The sequence below is a fragment of the Nonomuraea cavernae genome, from assembly GCF_014646355.1.
GTDB classification, from domain to species: Bacteria; Actinomycetota; Actinomycetes; order Streptosporangiales; family Streptosporangiaceae; genus Nonomuraea; species Nonomuraea cavernae.
Window position 1 is genome coordinate 92,968 of record NZ_BMNH01000006.1, and the last position, 17,347, is coordinate 110,314.

The following is a 17,347-nucleotide window of genomic DNA, read 5'->3' on the forward strand; positions in this document are numbered from 1 at the left end:
CGTGGAAAGTTCGTATTCAGGAGTTGAGGACCTCGTCGAGTAGTGCTTCGGCCTTGTCCTCATTGGTCTTCTCGGCGAGGGCGAGCTCGCTCACCAGAATCTGCCGCGCCTTCGCGAGCATGCGCTTCTCACCCGCGGACAGACCGCGCTCGCGGTCTCTCCGCCACAGGTCCCGAACGACTTCGGCGACCTTGTTGACGTCGCCCGAGGCGAGCTTCTCCAGATTTGCCTTGTAACGACGGGACCAGTTGGTCGGCTCCTCCGTGTGCGGCATGCGAAGGACATCGAAAACCCGCTCAAGGCCTTCTTGACCGACAACATCGCGCACGCCGACAAGTTCCGCGTTTTCCGCCGGCACCTGGACGGTAAGGTCGCCCTTGTCGACCTTGAGCACCAGGTAGGTCTTTTCCTCACCCTTGATGGATCGCTTCGTGATTGCTTCGATCCGAGCAGCCCCATGGTGGGGGTAGACGACAGTGTCGCCGACCTGGAAAGTCATGTGACAAGTACCCCTTCCGCTGTACTCCAGAGTACCACGCATCCACAGGCTCCCGGAACAGTGAAATCACCATAACTGCAGGTCAAAGCGGCATATTAGGGGTTGACAAGCGGTCAACTCTATGAATCGCATATGCGGACATACCTAATGACCTGCGGGGGCGCGGATATGACCATGGAAACGGGTCGATATGGTAGGCGCTGCCCGAACACGCACGCGCGAACCAAGGAGAACCCGCCCGTGACCAGCCGTCGTTGGATTGTCGCCGCCGCCGCGTTCCTGGTGGCCCCCGTAGTCGCCGGCTGTTCGGCGGGATTCGACGCCGACACCAACAAGGCGTACGCCCCCAACGAGGCCGGCGTGCTCATCGAGGCGGGCGTTTACGGCGCCCGCGACATCCACATCCCGCAGGCCTTCATCCTGGGCCCCGACTCCGGCGCGCAGCTCGCGTGGCGCGGCTCGGCCCCGGTCTACCTCAACATCCTCAACACCGCGGACAAGGCCGACACCCTGCAGGCGGTCTCGGCCGGCGACCTCGGCACGGTGAAGGTGACGGCGCCCATCCAGCTCCCCGTCAACGAGCTCGTCAACACGGGCAAGCCGACGCCCCAGATCATGGTGGAGGGCCTCTCCAAGAGCCTCAGAGGCGGCGAGAGCGTCAAACTGGACCTCCAGTTCGCCAACGCCGGGCGCGTGTCGATGAACGTGCCTGTGGTCACCCGGAGCCGCGAGTTCGCGGAGTATCCCGCGGCCCCCGGCGCCACCCCGGCCCCGACGCCCACGCCCACGCCGTCGGCCGAGCACGCCGAGGAAACCGCGCACTGACGCCCACCGGCACACGGAAGCGCTTGTTCCGGGCCCGGCCTAGAGCCACGCCCGGAACACGTGTCCGTCAGCCGTCGGTGGCGTCGAACTTGTAGCCGAGCCCCCGCACGGTGAGGATGCAGCGCGGGTTGGCCGGGTCTGACTCGATCTTCGCGCGCAGCCGTTTGACGTGCACGTCGAGGGTCTTGGTGTCGCCCACGTAGTCGGCGCCCCAGACACGGTCGATGAGCTGGCCGCGCGTGAGCACCCGGCCGGCGTTGCGCAGCAGCACCTCCAGCAGCTCGAACTCCTTCAGCGGCAGCTGCACCTGGTCGCCCCGCACGGCCACGACGTGGCGGTCGACGTCCATGCGCACGGGCCCGGCCGCGAGCACGGCGCTCTCCACCTCCTCCACGGCGTCGCCCTGGCGGCGCAGAACCGCGCGGATGCGGGCGACCAGCTCGCGTGACGAGAACGGCTTGGTGACGTAGTCGTCGGCGCCCAGTTCGAGGCCCACGACCTTGTCGATCTCGCTGTCCTTGGCGGTCAGCATGATGACGGGCACCTTGGAACGCCGGCGTAGCGAGCGGCACACCTCGGTGCCGGGCAGGCCGGGCAGCATGAGGTCGAGCAGCACCAGGTCGGCGCCGTTGCGGTCGAACGTCTCGAGCGCCTCGGGCCCCGTCGCGGCGACCGAGACCTCGAAGCCCTCCTTGCGCAACATGTAGGACAGGGCGTCGGAGAAGGACTCCTCGTCCTCCACGACGAGCACTCGGGTCATGGGGCGGCCTCCAGGGAGATCGAGGGTGGTACGGCCACCGCGGTGCCGCCGAAGGCGGGCAGCCGCAGCGTGAAGGTGGAGCCGGAGCCTTCCTTGCTCCAGACGGAGACCTCGCCCGCGTGGGCGGCGGCGACGTGCTTGACGATGGCGAGCCCGAGGCCCGTGCCGCCGGTGGCGCGTGACCTGGCCGGATCGGCGCGGAAGAACCGCTCGAAGATGCGCTCCAGCGCCTCCTCGGGGATGCCGATCCCCTGGTCGCTGACGCTGATCTCGACGGAGTCGCCCGCCGGCCTGGTGCTGATGACGACCCGGGTGTGCTCGGGGCTGTAGGCGATGGCGTTGTCGATGAGGTTGCGCAGCGCGGTGACGAGCAGCTCCTCGTCGCCCCAGATGCGCAGGCCCTCGGTGCCGCCGCTGACGAGGGTGATGTCCTTGGCGCCGGCGCGGGTGTTGCAGTAGTCGATGGCGTCGTGGACGGCCTCGTCGATGGGCACCTGGCCGGGGGTGGGGATGGCCTCTGCGCCCTGGATCCGGCTCAGCGTGATCAGATCCTGTACGAGGTAGGTGAGCCTGGCGGCCTCGTGCTGCATGCGGGCGGCGAAGCGGGTGACCGCCTCGGGATCGTCGGCGGCGTCCTGGACCGTCTCGGCGAGCAGGCTGAGCGCGCCCACCGGGGTCTTCAGCTCGTGGCTCACGTTGGCCACGAAGTCACGCCGCACGGCCTCGACGCGGCGGCGTTCGGTCTGGTCCTCGGCGAGCACCAGCACCTGGCCGTGGCTGCCGAGGGGGGCCACGCGGACGGCGAAGTTGGTGGTCTCCTGGCCGAACTTGTGGCCGGCGACGTCGATCTCGGTCTCGCGGATCTCGCCGTCTCTTCGTACCTGCCGGGCCAGGGCGAGGAGCTCGGCGGCCATCAGCCGGTCGCCCTTGACCAGACCGAACGCGCGGGCGGCCGAGCTGGCGCGCAGCACGCGGTCGTGGGCGTCGAGCACCACGGCCGAGGACGGCAGCACGGCGAGCACCGACGCGATGCCCTGCGGCAGCACGGCGGGGTCGGTCTCCGCGGGCGTCTCGGCCCGGCGGGGGGCCTCGATCTGGTTGCGGTAGACGAGAACAGCCAGGGCGCCCACGACGAAGCCGGCCAGGGCCGCGAAGCTCATGGCCATCTCACTCATGTCTTCGATGGTAGGCGGCTGATTGCCGGCGACAGACCTCTCACCAGGGGATGAAGGGGGCTTTCCCGCAAAGTTCATCTCGGTGTCGAAGTTCGTTCATCGACCCGCGAATACGGTGGCGGCATGCGCGACGCGTACCACGAGGAACTCGACTCCCTGACCGACAAACTGGTGGAGATGACCAGACTTGTCCGCTCGGCCATCTCCCGGGCCACGACCGCTCTGCTCGACGCCGACCTCCAGCTCGCGGAGAGCGTCATCTCGCGCGACGAGGTGGTGAACGCGGTCTTCGACGACATCGAGACGTCCATCTTCGACCTGATGGCCCGGCAGCAACCGGTGGCGGTGGACCTGCGGATGGTCGTCACCGGGCTGCGCATGGCCACGAACCTGGAGCGCATGGGCGACCTGGCGGTGCACGTGGCCAAGGTCGCGCGGCTGCGGCACCCCGACTCGGCGATCCCGCCGGAGATGCGCTCCACGATCGTGCAGATGGGGCAGATCGCCGAGAACCTGGTCACCAAGGCGGGCAGCTGCGTGGCGTCCCGGGACGTGGAGTCGGCCATGGAGCTCGACCAGGACGACGACGCCATGGACCGGCTGCACCGGCGGCTGTTCAAGGACATCCTGGCCAAGGACTGGCAGCACGGGGTGGAGCCGGCCATCGACATCACGCTGATCGGCCGCTACTACGAGCGCTACGCCGACCACGCGGTGCACGTCGCGGAGTCGGTCGTCTACATGGTGACCGGCTCGCGCCCCGCCGACAGGGTCTGAGGCCGCTCAGCGGCCCTGGTTGGCCACCGCCTCGATGGCCGCCCTGGCCGCCTCGGGGTCGAGGTACTCGCCGCCCCGCCGCAGCGGGCGGTAGTCGGCGTCGAGGTCATAGCGCAGCGGGATGCCCGTCGGGATGTTGAGCCCGGCGATCTGCTCGTCGCCGATGCCGTCGAGGTGCTTGACCAGGGCCCGCAGGGAGTTGCCGTGGGCCGCGACGAGCACGGTGCGGCCGGCCGCCAGGTCGGGGACGATCGCGTCGTACCAGTAGGGCAGCATGCGGTCGACGACGTCCTTGAGGCACTCGGTGCGGGGCATCAGCTCCGGGGGCAGCAGGGCGTAGCGGGGGTCGCCCGCCTGGGAGTATTCGTCGTCGTCGGCGATCGGGGGCGGCGGCACGTCGTAGGAGCGCCGCCAGAGCATGAACTGCTCCTCGCCGAACTCCTCGCGCGTCTGCGCCTTGTTCTTGCCCTGCAGCGCGCCGTAGTGGCGCTCGTTGAGCCGCCAGGAGCGGTGCACCGGCAGCCACTCCAGGCCGGCCTCGCCCAGCGCGAGCTGGGCCGTCTGGATGGCCCTGGTCAGCAGGCTCGTGTGCACCACGTCGGGCCGCACCCCGGCCTCGACCAGCAAATCGCCGCCCCTGCGGGCCTCGTCCTCGCCCTTGGCCGACAGGCTCACGTCCACCCAGCCGGTGAACAGGCCCTTCGCGTTCCAGTCGCTCTCGCCGTGTCGCAGCAGCACCAAAGTCGCCATGGGCCCAATCCTATGGTTCGTGTCGGTCAGGGGCGGTCGGGGTCGGCGAAGCGCGCGAACGCCTGGAGGTTGGCCAGCGACTCGCCGCGCTTGACCCGCCACTCCCACTCGCGCCTGATCGAGGAGGCGAAGCCCAGCTCCAGCGCCCGGTCGAACCATTCGTCGGAGTAGGTGAGCACGCAGCCGAGGACGCGGTCGATCTCGTCCTCGGTGATGGCCGAGAGCGGCAGCCGGCCGACCAGGTAGACGTCGCCGACGGCGTCGAGCGAGAAGTGGACGGCGTACATGCCGCCGTTCTTGCCGAGCAGCCAGCGGTAGAACTCGGTGTGGTTCTCGTCGGGCTGGCGGCAGAAGAACGCCTCGATGTGCAGCGCCTGCTCGCCGACGATCAGCCAGGTCATGGTGGCCAGTTTGTGCTGGCCGGGCAGCTTCGCCAGGAACGCCCCGGGTCGCGGCTCGTCGTAGGAGACGTCCGCGGCCTTGAGCGCGGCTTCGACGACTTCGCGCATGACCTACAGCCTACGAGCTGATCGCGACGGGCACCGGGCGGAGGTGGGCGACGGCGTCGGCGTAGACCTCCAGCAGGTGCGCGGACGTGGCCTGCCAGCCGAAGCCGGCCGCGTGCGCGCGGGCGCCCGTCGACAGGCTGTCGCGCCAGCGGGGCGAGGTGACGAAGCGGCGCAGCACGCTCGCCCACGCGTCGGAGTCGTGGCCGTCGACCAGCACGCCGGACACTCCATCCCGTACGGCGGTGCGCAACCCTCCGACGGCCGCCGCGGCGACCGGGGTGCCGCAGGCCTGGGACTCCAGGGCCACCAGGCCGAACGACTCGCTGTGGGAGGGCACGACGGTCACGTCGGCGGCGCGGTACCAGTCGGCCAGCTCGGCCTGCGGCGCCGGCGGCACCAGCCGGACGACGTCGGAGATGCCCAGCTCGGCGGCCAGCTCGGTGAGGATGGACGGCCTGGCCAGGCCGTTGCCGGAGGGGCCGCCCACGCAGGCGACGACCAGCCGGCCGCGCAGCGAGGGGTCGTCGATGAGCATCCGGGAGGCGGCGCGCAGCAGCACGTCGGGCGCCTTCAGCGGCTGGATCCGGCCCACGAACAGCAGGACGCGGGCGTCCCTCGGCAGCCGGAGCCGTCGCCGGGCGATGGTCTGTGAAGCGGGCTGGAAAACGGTGAGATTGACACCGGGGTTCACGACCGCGACGCGCTCCTCGGCGGCGCCGTACAGGTCGATGAGCTCGCGGGCCTCGTCGGTGGTGTTGGCCACGAGCCGGTCGGCGATCTCCACGACCTGTTCCTCGCCCACCACGCGGGCCTGCGGCTCGGGCTTGTCGCCATGGGCGAGCAGCTGGTTCTTGACCTTGGCCATGGTGTGCATGGTGTGCACCAGCGGCACGCCCCAGCGTTCCTTGGCCAGCCAGCCGACCTGGCCGGACAGCCAGTAGTGCGAGTGGATGACGTCGTAGCGTCCGGGGTCGTACATGGCCTCGGTGCGCAGCACCCCTGACAGGAACGCGCACAGCTGGCCGGGCATGTCGCCCCTGTCCAGCTCCTCGTACGGCCCGGCGGTCAGGTGGCGGACCAGGACCCCGGGGGCGAGCTCGGCGACCGGTGGCAGGTCCCTGGCCGTGGCCCGGGTGAAGATCTCCACCTCGACGCCCAGCTGGGCGAGCCGTTTCGCGGACTCGACGATGTACACGTTCATCCCGCCGGCGTCGCCGGTGCCCGGCTGCTCCAGCGGTGACGTGTGCATGCTGATGGTCGCGACCCGGTCGACCCGTCGTCGCCTCACCCGACACCACCTCCAAGCGACTTACAACTACGCAGATCTTTTCGACATTCCCGATATGTGGTGACAGCGGGGGTGGCTCTGGGACGGCCTGGCAGGATGGAGGCCATGACGAAGACGGCTGTGGTGACCGGCGCGAGCAGCGGCATCGGCGAGGCTACGGCCCGCCGGCTGGCCGCCGAGGGCTACCACGTGGTGGCGGGCGCCAGACGGCGCGAACGCCTCGACAAGCTCGCCGCCGAAGTGCCCTCGATCACGCCTTTCACGCTCGACGTGACCTCCCAGGAGTCCGTCGACGCGCTCGCTGCCTCGCTCGACCGCTGCGACGTGCTGGTCAACAACGCCGGCGGCGCGCTGGGCATGGAGCCGGTCGCCGAGAGCCGGGTGGACGACTGGCAGCGGATGTACGACACCAACGTGCTCGGCACGCTGCGCATGACCCGGGCGCTGCTGCCCAGGCTGATCGGCTCCGGCGACGGGGTGCTGGTGCTGCTGACCTCGACCGCCGGCTTCACCCCCTACGAGGGCGGGGGCGGCTACGTCGCGGCCAAGCACGCCCAGTCCTCGATGGCCGGCACGCTCAGGCTGGAACTGGTCGGCGAGCCGGTGCGCGTCGTGGAGATCGCGCCCGGCATGGTGCGCAGCGAGGGGTTCGCCGTCACCCGCTTCCGCGGCGACGCCACGGCCGCCTCCCGCGTCTACGAGGGCGTGCCCGACCCGCTGACCTCCGACGACGTGGCCGACGCCATCGCCTGGTGCGTGACCCGGCCCGCCCACGTCAACATCGACCGCGTGGTGATGCGCCCCCGCGCCCAGGCCGCCCAGCACAAGGTGCACCGCGTCAGTGGTTAGACCGGCCGGCTCGATCACCCGGGGCACGACCGCGCACAACCGGCTGCGGCGGGCCGACCGGTGGATCGCCGCCGTGCACGGCCCGATGCTCCGCGCCGCCTCACGCCCTCTCGTGGTGGACCTCGGCTACGGCGCCTCCCACGTCACCACGCTCGAGCTCTTCACCCGGCTGCGCCGGGTGGTGCCCGGCGTCGAGGTCGTGGGCATCGAGATCGACCCCGAGCGGGTCGCGCTGGCGAAGCCGTACGAACGCGAGGGGCTGAGCTTCGCGCTCGGCGGCTTCGAGCTGCCGGTCGCGCGCCCGCCGGCGCTGGTGCGCGCCTTCAACGTGCTGCGCCAGTACGGCGAGGCGGAGGCGTGGCACTGGTGGGACGTGCTGCGCGGCGGGCTCGCGCCCGGCGGCGCCCTCGTGGAGGGCACCTGCTCCGAGACGGGTCACCGCGCGGTCTGGGTGGGCCTGTCGCCCGGCGGGCCGCGCACGATCACCTTCTCCGCCCGGTTCGACGCCTTCGAACGGCCCTCGGACCTGGCCGACCGGCTGCCCAAGACGCTCATCCACCGCAACGTGCCCGGCGAGCGGATCCACGCCTTCCTGCGTGATTTCGACCACGCCTGGGCGGTCACCGCCCCCTACGGCGCTCACGGGCTGCGGCAGCGCTGGCTGGCGTCGGTGAGCGCGCTGAGCGGGTCGTGGCCGGTGTTCCGGCACCCGCCGCTCGGCGGTGTGGCCAGGTGGCGCCTGGGTGAGATCACCCTTCCCTGGGCCGCCGTCCACTAGGTTTCCCAGCTCCCCGCTGCATGCTCGACACGTTGTAGTACTACGCTGGAGAGTGTGAAGGGTCTTGGCGAGCTCGAACGCAGCATCATGGACATCCTCTGGGCGGAGGACACCCCACTGACCGCCCGCGAGGTCGGCAGGCTCATCGCCGACCGCGACCTGGCCCCGACCACGGTCATGACCGTCCTCGACCGCCTCACCCGCAAAGGCTTCCTCCAGCGCACCCGTGACGGCCGCGCGTGGCGCTACTCTCCGGCGGAGAGCCGCGACGCGTACGTCGCCGAGCTTATGCTGGGAGCACTGGACATGACGGGCGACCGGTCGGCCGCCCTCACCCGCTTCGCCCAGGCCGTGTCCGGCCCGGAGGCGGAGATCCTGCGAAGAGCCCTCACGGAGCTGGAGGACGAGTGATCACGGCAGCGGCGCTGGCAGCGCTCGCTGTGGCGTGCGCGCTCGGGGCCTGGCGTTTCACGACCGCCCGCTGGACCTCTCGGTCCCCCCGGGTCGCGATCCTGCTCTGGCAGTCCCTCGGCGTGACCTGGGGGCTGGCCACCACCGGCGCGATGCTCGCCTACGCCGTCCAGCCCTACGAGGTGGGCGTGCTGCCGGGCCTGCTCGCGTTCGCCCAGGGCATGGCTCCGGGCGAGCCGTGGGACCTGGCTCACCTGCTGGCCATGGTCGCCGGCATCACCTGCCTGACCGTGCTCGTCGTGGTGCTGCTCACCGCGGGCGTGCAGGCGTTGCGGGCGCGCCGGCGCCACCGCGCGCTGCTCGCGCTGATCTCCCACGACAACCCGGTCCTGCCGGGTGTGCGGGTGCTCGACCATCCGAGCGCCGCCGCCTACTGCGTGCCCGGCCTGCGCTCGCAGGTGGTGGTCAGCGAGGGCGCGCTCAAGCTCCTGTCAGAGGACGAGCTGACGGCCGTCCTCGCGCACGAGGCGGCCCACGTACGCGAGCGTCACGACCTCGTCCTGCTGCCGTTCGCCGCGCTGCGCCGGGCTCTGCCCTGGTCCAAGGTGGTGAGCGACGCCCAGTCGCAGGTCGAGCTGCTCGTCGAGATGGCCGCCGACGACCGCGCCCGCCGCTACTGCTCACCGCGCCGGCTCGCCACCGCCCTGCTCAGATTCGGTACGGCAGGCGCCATGCCGACGCCGCAGGGCATGATCAGCCTGCACGCCCACCACGTCATGGCGCGGGTGGACCGCCTGATCAAGCCCGATCCCGACCTGGCTCCGGGCCTGCGCTACATGCTGCTGGCCTGCTCCGTGACATTGGTCACGTCCGCGTCCCTGCTGTGGGTCTACCAGCTTTAACGCTTGCTGGTGTTAACCAGACCGTTTGCAATTGCAAGCAGTGCGGGGCAGAATAAGCCCTATGGCACTACCGAAGGTCGGCTCGATCGGCGAGTACATCCGCGAGCAACGGCAGCAGGCGAAGATCTCCCTGCGCCAGCTCGCGTCAGCGGCGGGGGTCTCCAACCCCTACCTGAGCCAGATCGAGCGGGGGCTGCGCAAGCCGAGCGCGGAGATCCTCAACCAGATCGCCAAGGGCTTGCAAATCTCCTCACAGGCGCTCTACGTGCAGGCGGGCCTCATCGAGGACCGGGAGACGCCGAGTGACGTGGTGACCGCCATCAGGGCCGACGCGCACCTCTCCGAGAGACAACGTCAGGTGCTGATCGATATCTACGAGTCGTTCCGCAAGGAGAAGCACCCCGAAGACGAGCAGACCTCCCAGAAGGCTCATCCTCGGGGCGACTCCGTGACGGACGACGAGCCGCCGCTGCCGGAGGAATTCCTCGCCGCTCTTGAGCCCTACGCGGCTTCCGGGGGCAACGGCACCGTCAACCAGGAAACCAAGGAAGGTTAACCCATGCCGCTCACCACCGAAGTCAAGAAGCTCACCGAGTCCAAGCCGTTCTACGCCGTCGCGGGCGTCGGCGACTTCGCCGTCGAGAAGCTGCGTGAGCTGCCCGAGCAGCTGCAGAGGCTGCAGTCGCGGCGCGCCGACCTCGCCAAGGACCTGCCGGAGAAGGCCCGCGTCTACGCCGGCAAGGCCGAGGGCTTCGCCAAGGAGTTCCCCGAGAAGGCGCGCGAGTACGCCGACCAGATCACCCACCGGGCCAACGAGGTCTACGAGGACTTCGCCTCCCGGGGCCGCAAGGCCGTCAGCAAGGTGAGCGGCGAGGCCGCGCTGGAGCTGGAGGAGGTGTCGGTGGCCGCCGAGCCGCCCGTCGCCACCCCGGTCAAGAAGCCGGCCCGCACCACCAAGACCAAGGCCTGACCGGCGACACGCGGGGCCCGTCTCCCAGAGGGAGGCGGGCCTTTCGTCGCCGGGGTGCCCGCCGGACGGGCACGCCCGTTAGGCTGAAGCCGATTCATCGCGAGCATTGGGCGGAGCGAACACATGAACCTCATCAACGGTGGCCTCAACCTTCTCTTCCTGCTGCTCTCCGTCGGCATCTTCGGCATGTCCGTCTACGCGCTGGTCCACGCGTTGCGCGTGCCGCAGGCCGCCTTCACCTCCGCGGGCAAGCTGAAGAAGAACATCTGGTTGATCATCCTCGGCCTGGCGACCCTGTTCTCCGGCGCCGGCGCGTGGTCGTTCCTGCTGGCGTTCTCGATGGTCGGTGGCATGCAGTTCATCGGGCTCGGCGCCGTCAGCATCTTCTCCATCGCCGCGGTGATCGCCTCCGTCATCTACATCGTCGACGTGAAGCCCGCCGTCAAGGGCATGGGCCGCGGCGGCAGCAGCAGCGGCCCCTACGGGCCCTGGTGACCACCGCGTAGCCACGCCTGTCGCAGCCGGCTAGGCGCTCAGCTCCCCTGCCAGCCATCGGGCCAGGAGCAGATGGCCCGACCGCGTCGGGTGCACGCCGTCCGGCAGCAGCACCTTCTCGTGGGCGCCGGTGATCCAGCGCCGCTCCAGCGGGTCGAGGAAGCCGATCCCCGCCTCCCGCGCGGCCTCGGCCACGGCGTCACGGATCCGATAGGCCTTGCGCGGGGGCGTGTCCAGCCAGATCGGGCCCATCAGCACGATCCTCGTGTGCGGCCAGCGGGCCCCGGCGGTGGCGGCCAGCCTCGCGGCCGCGCGGCGCACGTCCGGCGTGGCCCAGCGGAGGTCGTTGTGACCTCCCGAGATGACCAGCACGTCCGGTGCGGGCCGCCAGGCCAGCTCCGCCTCGAACGACTCCTGGAAGGTACGGCCGGCGCGCCCCCTGCTGAGATAGCCGGTGCCGCCCGCGCCCGCGATGACCGGCTGCCAGCCGAGCAGACGGGCGGCCTCACAGGCGTAGGCCCGCCAACTGGGCACCGGGCCGGAGCCCACGGTGAAGCTGTCACCGATCACCATCATCACCGGCGCCGGCCACGGCCCGGCCTGTCCCGCCCCGGACCCGTTGGCATCGGATGTGTTCGCCGGTGCGGCCGAGGTGGGCGGATTCTCGGGATCGGCGGAACATCCCGATATAGCCGCACAAATCGCCAAGATGACCGCGGCCGGTGCGATCAGGGGGTGCCGCACCAAGCCGGGCATGGCCACCTCGATGGTTCTAGGCTGCACTACATGACCATCGACCTCCACGGGCGCACGCGACGGCTCGAACTGTCCGATCAGAACCTTCGCGACTTCGAGGCCGTCGTCCTCGACTCGGCACCCGACGGGATCGTCTTGACCAGGTCGGCATTTTACCCAGGTGGGGGCGGCCAGCCCGCTGATCACGGAGTTCTGCTCTGGCAGGGCGTGGAGACCCGGATCGTCGGCGTACGCAAAGGCGACGATCTCCACCTGATCCCGGCTGAGGGCGACCCGCTCCCCCCGGTGGGCACGACCGTCAGGGCGGCGGTGGCCGACGAGCGGCGTTCGGCCCTCATGCGCACCCATTCGGGCCTGCACGTGCTGTGCGGCGTGGTGTTCCGCGACTACGGCTCGCTGGTGACCGGCGGCAACATGGACGTCCTCACCGCCCGCATGGACTTCAACCTGCCGGAGGTGCCGCCAGGGTTCAAGGAGGCGGTGGAGGACGCCTGCAACGCCGAGATCCTCGCCGACCGCCGCATCGACGTGCGTGTCCTGCCCCGCGAGGAGGCCTTCGCCATCCCCGACATCATCCGCACCGCGACCAACCTGGTGCCGGAGGACGTGCCCGAGGTCCGCGTCATCGACATCGTGGGCCTCGACACCCAGGCCGACGGCGGCACCCACGTGGCCTCGACCAAGCAGATCGGCCACATCAAGGTGGCCAAGATCGAGAGCAAGGGCCGGGGCTTCCGCCGCCTCCGCATCGCCATCTCCAGCTGACCTCCCGCGCCTCGGGGCCACCTCCCCGGCTTCGGCGCGCCACGGCCAAGAGTCGCCGGGTCGCGGCCACATGGGCGGGGACGCGGTCGCCGAGGCCCGGCCCACCGCCAGGCCGCTGCGACAGGGCCGTGGCTGCAGGCCGTGGCTACAGAACTGCGGCTACAGGGCCGTGGCCGAGTGGGCGCCCTGGGCGCGCAGCCAGGCCGACAGGTCGGTGAAGCCGTGACGTTGGGCGGCGTCCAGGGGCGTGAGCCGCTCCCAGGGCGGCACCCAGTCGAGGGTGGCGCCCTGGGTCAGCAACCGCTCGGCGATCTCGCGCCGCCCGCCGTGGCAGGCGTACCAGAAGCAGAGGTCGAGCTCTTCCTGATCGGTGACCGTGACCTGGTCGGCGAGGCCGAGGGCCGCCGCGTGCCGGGGCTCGACGCGGGCGCCGCGTTCGACGAGGCGGCGGGCCGCCGCCCACTGGCCGAACGCCACCGCGTCGGCGAGCGGCGTGCCACCGCCGATGATCGCGCCCGGCGCGTCGACGTCCGCTCCAGCGTCGAGCAGCGCGTCGACGGCGGCCACGTCGTCGTTGCTGGCCGCCCAGTGCAGGGGCGTCTCCGCGTGATCGCCCGCGAACGGCGCGTCGACGTCGGCGCCCGCCGCCACCAGCGCGGCGATCGTCGCCGTGGCGTGCGGCAGGTGACCGGGCCAGTCGGTGGCCGTGTGGAGGAGTGTGCGCTGACCGTCGGGCCGGGCGCGCGCCAGCGAGGGATCCTCCGCCAGCAGGCGCCGGAACGTGGGCATGTCGCCCGATCTGATCGCTTCGATGGCCTCGTTCATCGGGTCTCCTGGCGCGAGGGAAGCGCTGTCAGCTCCGTCCTTCCACGACCGACCGCGGCCCGTCAAGCAGCGCTGCTCGGGCCCGCGCCGGGGGGCGTCCTGACGAGCGTGTGCCGAGCGGCGGCATCACGCTCGGCTGATCACGAACCTGTCGCTCACTCACCCCAACAGGGGACGAACCGCTACGATCTGCGGCCATGACGGGAATCAGGCTCACGCTGGCCGGACTGGTCGCGGCCGTTCTGGCACTGACCTCCATCGCGCCCGCCATGGCTGAGGCCGGCATCAGCGACGAGATCACCCTGACCCTCGGCAAGGGTGGCACGCTGCACGTCGTCGAGAAGATCACCGGAGGCACGGGCGAGCTCAGGCGGACGTTCCTCACCCGAACCCGCTACGACGACGACAACGACCGGCTCTACCAGATCTCCAACGTCAAGGGCGGCAAGCTGACCGGCGACGTGCTCACCGTGACGGCCCCGGCCACCGTCGAGTACGACGTCAAGGGCGCCGTGACCGCCTCGGGCGACGTCGAGGAGCTGCGCTGGTTCGCGGTCAACGGCTGGGACACCCCGGTCGCCAAGGCCACCGTCAAGGTGAGCGGGCCGGGCCCGGTGCAGGCGCTGTCGTGCTTCGCCGGCGAGCTGACCTCCGCCATCGGCTGCACGTCGGCCTCCATGAACCACACCGGCACCGAGGCCGACTTCGAGCAGGAGAACCTCGCCGCCGGCCAGGCGCTCACCGTCGTCGTCGGCTACCCGAAGGGCGCGAGCGGCGGCGGGCCGATCCTGGAGAGGCGCTTCTCGCTGGCGAGCGCCTTCACGCTCGACACCGTCACCGGTGGCGCCCTGGCCGGCCTCCTGGTGCTGATGCTCGGCGGCCTGGGCCTGCTCTACTGGACGCGCGGCCGCGACGCCCGGGTCGCCGACCACGAGAAGGGCGCGATCGACCCGGTGCAGAACGGGCACTTCTCCCCGCCCGACGGGGTCCGGCCGGGCCAGATCGGCACGCTGGTGGACGAACAGGCCGACGTGGTGGACGTGACGGCGACCATCGTGGACCTGGCGGTCCGCGGCTACCTGCGGATCGACGAGCAGCCACGCCAAACCTACGACGCGCCCGACTGGATGCTGGTACGGCTGCCCAAAGCGCCGGCCGGCACGCTGCTGCCGTACGAGCAGGCCCTCTACGACGCCATCTTCGAGGGCCGTGACGCCGTGCTGCTGTCGCAGCTGTCGGGCTCCTTCGCCAGCCATCTGGGCGAGGTCCGCGACGCCCTCTACCGCGACGTGGTCACGCAGGGCTGGTTCGCCCGCCGCCCCGACACCGAGCGCACCCGGTGGACCCTGATCGGTGTGGTGCTCATCGGCGTGGGCGTGCTGGCCACGGTGGCGCTGGCCTGGTTCACCACGTACGGGCTGCTGGGGCTGGCCGTGATCATCGCGGGCGGCGCGCTGGCCGTCGGCGGGCAGTACATGCCGGCCAAGACCGCCAAGGGGTCGGCCGCGCTGGCCCACACGCTGGGGTTCCGCGAGTATCTGTTCTCCGGTGAGCTGGGCGAGGTGCCCGAGCAGCACCGGGTGGAGCTGTTCTCCCGCTACCTGCCGTACGCCGTCATCTTCGACGGGGTGGAGCACTGGTCGCGCGTGGTGGCCTCGGTCACCGGCAACGGGCACCAGGCCGACAACCTCTACTGGTACCACGGGCCGGCCGAGTGGGACCTGTCGAACTTCGCGGGGTCGATGCGTACGTTCACCACGACGACCTCGGGCGCGATCTCGGCCAGCCGCCAGTTCCGCACCCTCTGACGTGTCACGAGCGTCCTGCGGGTAGCCGTACGGTCCGGCGTGAAAGGATCAGGCGTGCTCAAGGAACAGCTGCTCACAGCCGCCGTGACCGGCGACGCCGCCGCTGTGCGCGAGGCCGTGATCGAAGGCGCCGACGTCGACGCCCGCGACAGCCGGGGCCGCACCGCACTGCTCCTGGCCGTGGCGGCCGACCACGTGGAGGTCGCGCAGATCCTGGTCTCGGCCGGGGCCGACCCCGACGCGCCGGACGCCCAGCACGACACCCCGTGGCTGGTGACCGGGGTGACCGGCAGCGTGGCGATGATGCGCGCGCTGCTGCCCGCCGGGCCCGACCTGACCGTCCGCAACCGCTACGGCGGGGTCTCGCTGCTCCCCGCCTGCGAGCGGGGCCACGTCGAGTACGTGCGCGAGGTGCTCAAGACGGGCATCGACGTCGACCACGTCAACGACCTGGGCTGGACCGGCCTGCTGGAGGCGATCATCCTGGGCGACGGGTCCGAGCGCTACCAGGAGATCGTCCGGCTGCTGCTGGCCGCCGGCGCCGCCCCCGACCTGGCCGACAACGTCGGCGTCACGCCGCTGGAGCACGCGGTCGCGAAGGGCCAGCACGAGATCGCCGACCTCCTGCGAGCCGCCGGCGCCGGACGCGCCTGAAGGCACCCGGGTCGCATCCCGGGTCGGTGCGCGACGCGCCCGAGACGCCGGCCCGTGACACGTCCGAGAGGCCGGTGCGCGACCACGCCCGAGGGGCCGGTGCGGGACCACGCCCGAGGGGCCGGTGCGCGACGCGCACCAGGGCAGCCCTCAGGAGCTCTCAGGAGGCGGTGACGCGCAGCTCGCCCACCGGGCGGCCACCGCCCATGACCGGCGTGGCGGGCAGGTCGACGTCGACTCCCAGAGCCCGCAGAGCGGCCACGGTCAGCGGGGTGCGGGCCCGGCTCGATCCGTCCTCGACCTTGACCACCCCCACCCGCCCGTCGGCGAGCGCGAACGCCTCGAACGCCTCGGCGCCCGCCTTCAGCATCAGCCCCGGGACGGCCCGCATCAGCGTGGCCTCCATCCGGCCGGTGCCGGACGTCCACTCCGGGTGGGCCGTCATGGCGTGATAGATCCGTCGTTCGAACGAGTCATCGGCGGCGAGCGGAAACGTGCGGAACGCCCGGGCCACGCCCACCATCGAGACGAAGAAGAGCGGCGCGCCGCACCCGTCGACTCCCGAGGCCGCGACCCGTTCGCCGGTCAGCTCCTCCACCGTGGCGCGGATCGCGCGCTGCAGGGGATGCGCCGGATCGAGATAGCCGGTGACCGGCCAGTCGTTGACCACGCAGGTGGCGAGCATGGCCGCGTGCTTGCCCGAGCAGTTCATGCGGACCCGGCTCCGCTCGGTCACCGCCCGGTCCTCCGGGTAGTCCTCAGGGCATCGCAGCGCCGACTCGTCCAGCCCCGCCCCCGCCAGGATCTTCCGCGCGCCGTTGACGTGGTACGGCTCACCGGCGTGCGAGCCGCAGGCCAGCGCGAGCAGCTCACCGTCGAGCCGGAGCCCGGCGCGCAGCATGCCGAGAGCCTGCAACGGCTTCATCGACGACCGCGGCGACGCCGGAACGTGCACCGCCCCGTGCGTCTCACCCGGCCGCCCGTCGGCGTCGAAGGTCAGCATCCGGGCCTGGTGCCTGGACTCCACGAACCCGGACCGGACGACCTCCACCACCAGCGACATATCGCCTCCCCTTTCGGGGCGAGTCTACGGAGCGTTCCAGCTGGGCCAGAATGGGATCCCATGCGAGCAGTCGTACAACGAGTGAGCTCCGCGTCCGTGGTCGTCGACGGGCGCACCGTCGGCGCGATCGACGAGCCCGGCCTGCTCGTCCTGGTCGGCGTGACCCACACCGACACCCCGGCCGAGGCGGCGAGGCTGGCCGCCAAGCTCTGGACCCTCCGCGTCCTTCAGGGCGAGAAGTCCTGCTCCGACATCGCGGCGCCGCTCCTGGTGATCAGTCAGTTCACCCTGTACGGCGACGCTCGCAAGGGCCGCCGGCCCACCTGGCAGGCGGCCGCCCCAGGGCCGGTCGCCGAGCCTCTGGTCGAGGCCGTGGTCGAGGAGCTCCGGGCCCTGGGCGCCCGGGTGGAGACCGGCGTCTTCGGCGCCGACATGAAGGTCTCCCTGGTCAACGACGGCCCGATCACGCTCGTCGTGGACGTCTGAGG

Annotated in this window: 22 protein-coding genes; 13 read left to right on the top strand and 9 right to left on the bottom strand. The window is 71.0% G+C overall.

What is annotated here, in order from left to right:
- Positions 1 to 16: 16 nt before the first annotated feature.
- A complete protein-coding gene (locus IEY82_RS13145) occupies positions 17 to 499 on the bottom strand; it encodes a CarD family transcriptional regulator (protein WP_043624891.1) in 483 nt (160 codons plus the stop codon).
- Between the two features lie 240 nt (positions 500 to 739).
- Between IEY82_RS13145 and IEY82_RS13150 the strand changes: the two genes are divergently transcribed.
- The gene (locus IEY82_RS13150; RefSeq protein WP_225263217.1) at positions 740 to 1,324 is read left to right on the top strand and encodes a copper chaperone PCu(A)C domain-containing protein; all 585 of its coding nucleotides are present in this window, start codon (positions 740 to 742) and stop codon (positions 1,322 to 1,324) included.
- A 67-nt stretch (positions 1,325 to 1,391) separates the two neighbouring features.
- On the opposite strand, the gene IEY82_RS13155 is transcribed toward IEY82_RS13150, so the two are convergent.
- Both IEY82_RS13155 and IEY82_RS13160 read right to left on the bottom strand, forming a co-directional pair.
- The gene (locus IEY82_RS13155; protein ID WP_189124364.1) at positions 1,392 to 2,084 is read right to left on the bottom strand and encodes a response regulator; all 693 of its coding nucleotides are present in this window, start codon (positions 2,082 to 2,084) and stop codon (positions 1,392 to 1,394) included.
- Positions 2,081 to 3,250, bottom strand: coding sequence for a sensor histidine kinase (locus IEY82_RS13160; RefSeq protein WP_189124561.1), 1,170 nt, complete (start codon positions 3,248 to 3,250; stop codon positions 2,081 to 2,083). Before IEY82_RS13160 ends, IEY82_RS13155 begins: the two co-directional genes overlap by 4 nt.
- Before the next feature lie 132 nt (positions 3,251 to 3,382).
- Between IEY82_RS13160 and phoU the strand changes: the two genes are divergently transcribed.
- The gene (phoU, locus tag IEY82_RS13165; protein ID WP_189124365.1) at positions 3,383 to 4,036 is read left to right on the top strand and encodes a phosphate signaling complex protein PhoU; all 654 of its coding nucleotides are present in this window, start codon (positions 3,383 to 3,385) and stop codon (positions 4,034 to 4,036) included.
- Positions 4,037 to 4,042: 6 nt separating this feature from the next.
- Here the strand turns inward: phoU and IEY82_RS13170 are convergent, their stop codons facing one another.
- Genes IEY82_RS13170 through mshA form a run of 3 tightly spaced genes read right to left on the bottom strand, consistent with a single transcriptional unit; the run spans position 4,043 to position 6,583 of the window.
- Positions 4,043 to 4,786, bottom strand: a complete 744-nt coding sequence (locus IEY82_RS13170) for a phosphoglyceromutase (RefSeq protein WP_189124366.1) — start codon at positions 4,784 to 4,786, stop codon at positions 4,043 to 4,045.
- Between the two features lie 26 nt (positions 4,787 to 4,812).
- Positions 4,813 to 5,295, bottom strand: coding sequence for a type III secretion system chaperone family protein (locus IEY82_RS13175; RefSeq protein WP_189124367.1), 483 nt, complete (start codon positions 5,293 to 5,295; stop codon positions 4,813 to 4,815).
- 10 nt (positions 5,296 to 5,305) lie between these two features.
- Entirely contained in the window at positions 5,306 to 6,583 is a 1,278-nt protein-coding gene (gene mshA / locus IEY82_RS13180; protein WP_225263220.1) for a D-inositol-3-phosphate glycosyltransferase, read from the bottom strand.
- A 105-nt stretch (positions 6,584 to 6,688) separates the two neighbouring features.
- Here mshA and IEY82_RS13185 point away from each other — a divergent pair, with 105 nt between their 5' ends.
- The 7 genes from IEY82_RS13185 to IEY82_RS13215 all read left to right on the top strand — a co-directional run bounded on the left by IEY82_RS13185 (position 6,689) and on the right by IEY82_RS13215 (position 10,988).
- Complete coding sequence (locus IEY82_RS13185) at positions 6,689 to 7,432, top strand: SDR family NAD(P)-dependent oxidoreductase (protein WP_189124368.1); 744 nt, start codon at positions 6,689 to 6,691, stop codon at positions 7,430 to 7,432.
- The gene (locus IEY82_RS13190) at positions 7,425 to 8,210 is read left to right on the top strand and encodes a class I SAM-dependent methyltransferase (RefSeq protein ID WP_189124369.1); all 786 of its coding nucleotides are present in this window, start codon (positions 7,425 to 7,427) and stop codon (positions 8,208 to 8,210) included. Before IEY82_RS13185 ends, IEY82_RS13190 begins: the two co-directional genes overlap by 8 nt.
- Positions 8,211 to 8,264: 54 nt before the next feature.
- Complete coding sequence (locus tag IEY82_RS13195) at positions 8,265 to 8,621, top strand: BlaI/MecI/CopY family transcriptional regulator (RefSeq protein ID WP_189124370.1); 357 nt, start codon at positions 8,265 to 8,267, stop codon at positions 8,619 to 8,621.
- Entirely contained in the window at positions 8,618 to 9,523 is a 906-nt protein-coding gene (locus IEY82_RS13200) for a M56 family metallopeptidase (RefSeq protein WP_189124371.1), read from the top strand. The genes IEY82_RS13195 and IEY82_RS13200 overlap by 4 nt, the downstream gene beginning before the upstream one ends.
- A gap of 61 nt (positions 9,524 to 9,584) precedes the next feature.
- Positions 9,585 to 10,079, top strand: a complete 495-nt coding sequence (locus IEY82_RS13205; protein WP_189124372.1) for a helix-turn-helix domain-containing protein — start codon at positions 9,585 to 9,587, stop codon at positions 10,077 to 10,079.
- 3 nt (positions 10,080 to 10,082) lie between these two features.
- Complete coding sequence (locus IEY82_RS13210) at positions 10,083 to 10,493, top strand: hypothetical protein (RefSeq protein ID WP_189124373.1); 411 nt, start codon at positions 10,083 to 10,085, stop codon at positions 10,491 to 10,493.
- Between the two features lie 123 nt (positions 10,494 to 10,616).
- The gene (locus tag IEY82_RS13215; protein WP_189124374.1) at positions 10,617 to 10,988 is read left to right on the top strand and encodes a DUF2516 family protein; all 372 of its coding nucleotides are present in this window, start codon (positions 10,617 to 10,619) and stop codon (positions 10,986 to 10,988) included.
- Between the two features lie 30 nt (positions 10,989 to 11,018).
- Here IEY82_RS13215 and IEY82_RS13220 read toward each other — a convergent pair whose 3' ends face one another.
- Positions 11,019 to 11,564, bottom strand: coding sequence for an SGNH/GDSL hydrolase family protein (locus IEY82_RS13220; protein ID WP_189124375.1), 546 nt, complete (start codon positions 11,562 to 11,564; stop codon positions 11,019 to 11,021).
- Positions 11,565 to 11,774: 210 nt separating this feature from the next.
- Between IEY82_RS13220 and IEY82_RS13225 the strand changes: the two genes are divergently transcribed.
- Positions 11,775 to 12,509 (top strand): alanyl-tRNA editing protein, encoded by a 735-nt coding sequence (locus IEY82_RS13225; RefSeq protein WP_189124376.1) that lies wholly within the window; start codon positions 11,775 to 11,777, stop codon positions 12,507 to 12,509.
- A gap of 159 nt (positions 12,510 to 12,668) precedes the next feature.
- Here IEY82_RS13225 and IEY82_RS13230 read toward each other — a convergent pair whose 3' ends face one another.
- Positions 12,669 to 13,334 (bottom strand): ankyrin repeat domain-containing protein, encoded by a 666-nt coding sequence (locus tag IEY82_RS13230; RefSeq protein ID WP_189124377.1) that lies wholly within the window; start codon positions 13,332 to 13,334, stop codon positions 12,669 to 12,671.
- Between the two features lie 197 nt (positions 13,335 to 13,531).
- Here IEY82_RS13230 and IEY82_RS13235 point away from each other — a divergent pair, with 197 nt between their 5' ends.
- Positions 13,532 to 15,142, top strand: a complete 1,611-nt coding sequence (locus tag IEY82_RS13235) for a DUF2207 domain-containing protein (protein ID WP_189124378.1) — start codon at positions 13,532 to 13,534, stop codon at positions 15,140 to 15,142.
- 54 nt (positions 15,143 to 15,196) lie between these two features.
- A complete protein-coding gene (locus IEY82_RS13240; RefSeq protein WP_225263222.1) occupies positions 15,197 to 15,796 on the top strand; it encodes an ankyrin repeat domain-containing protein in 600 nt (199 codons plus the stop codon).
- Positions 15,797 to 15,956: 160 nt separating this feature from the next.
- Here IEY82_RS13240 and IEY82_RS13245 read toward each other — a convergent pair whose 3' ends face one another.
- A complete protein-coding gene (locus IEY82_RS13245; RefSeq protein WP_189124379.1) occupies positions 15,957 to 16,859 on the bottom strand; it encodes an asparaginase in 903 nt (300 codons plus the stop codon).
- Between the two features lie 60 nt (positions 16,860 to 16,919).
- Here IEY82_RS13245 and dtd point away from each other — a divergent pair, with 60 nt between their 5' ends.
- Positions 16,920 to 17,345 (top strand): D-aminoacyl-tRNA deacylase, encoded by a 426-nt coding sequence (gene dtd / locus IEY82_RS13250; RefSeq protein WP_189124380.1) that lies wholly within the window; start codon positions 16,920 to 16,922, stop codon positions 17,343 to 17,345.
- Positions 17,346 to 17,347 lie beyond the last annotated feature (2 nt).

Excerpts from the sequence above, each read along its gene's own strand:
- IEY82_RS13235 (WP_189124378.1), top strand. The coding sequence starts at position 13,532 with ATGACGGGAATCAGGCTCACGCTGGCCGGACTGGTCGCGGCCGTTCTG.
- IEY82_RS13225 (WP_189124376.1), top strand. The coding sequence starts at position 11,775 with ATGACCATCGACCTCCACGGGCGCACGCGACGGCTCGAACTGTCCGAT.
- phoU (WP_189124365.1), top strand. The coding sequence starts at position 3,383 with ATGCGCGACGCGTACCACGAGGAACTCGACTCCCTGACCGACAAACTG.
- IEY82_RS13170 (WP_189124366.1), bottom strand. The coding sequence starts at position 4,786 with ATGGCGACTTTGGTGCTGCTGCGACACGGCGAGAGCGACTGGAACGCG.
- IEY82_RS13230 (WP_189124377.1), bottom strand. The coding sequence starts at position 13,334 with ATGAACGAGGCCATCGAAGCGATCAGATCGGGCGACATGCCCACGTTC.
- IEY82_RS13160 (WP_189124561.1), bottom strand. The coding sequence starts at position 3,250 with ATGGCCATGAGCTTCGCGGCCCTGGCCGGCTTCGTCGTGGGCGCCCTG.
- dtd (WP_189124380.1), top strand. The coding sequence starts at position 16,920 with ATGCGAGCAGTCGTACAACGAGTGAGCTCCGCGTCCGTGGTCGTCGAC.
- IEY82_RS13220 (WP_189124375.1), bottom strand. The coding sequence starts at position 11,564 with ATGATGGTGATCGGTGACAGCTTCACCGTGGGCTCCGGCCCGGTGCCC.
- IEY82_RS13215 (WP_189124374.1), top strand. The coding sequence starts at position 10,617 with ATGAACCTCATCAACGGTGGCCTCAACCTTCTCTTCCTGCTGCTCTCC.
- IEY82_RS13145 (WP_043624891.1), bottom strand. The coding sequence starts at position 499 with ATGACTTTCCAGGTCGGCGACACTGTCGTCTACCCCCACCATGGGGCT.
- IEY82_RS13155 (WP_189124364.1), bottom strand. The coding sequence starts at position 2,084 with ATGACCCGAGTGCTCGTCGTGGAGGACGAGGAGTCCTTCTCCGACGCC.
- IEY82_RS13185 (WP_189124368.1), top strand. The coding sequence starts at position 6,689 with ATGACGAAGACGGCTGTGGTGACCGGCGCGAGCAGCGGCATCGGCGAG.
- IEY82_RS13245 (WP_189124379.1), bottom strand. The coding sequence starts at position 16,859 with ATGTCGCTGGTGGTGGAGGTCGTCCGGTCCGGGTTCGTGGAGTCCAGG.
- IEY82_RS13175 (WP_189124367.1), bottom strand. The coding sequence starts at position 5,295 with ATGCGCGAAGTCGTCGAAGCCGCGCTCAAGGCCGCGGACGTCTCCTAC.
- IEY82_RS13205 (WP_189124372.1), top strand. The coding sequence starts at position 9,585 with ATGGCACTACCGAAGGTCGGCTCGATCGGCGAGTACATCCGCGAGCAA.
- IEY82_RS13210 (WP_189124373.1), top strand. The coding sequence starts at position 10,083 with ATGCCGCTCACCACCGAAGTCAAGAAGCTCACCGAGTCCAAGCCGTTC.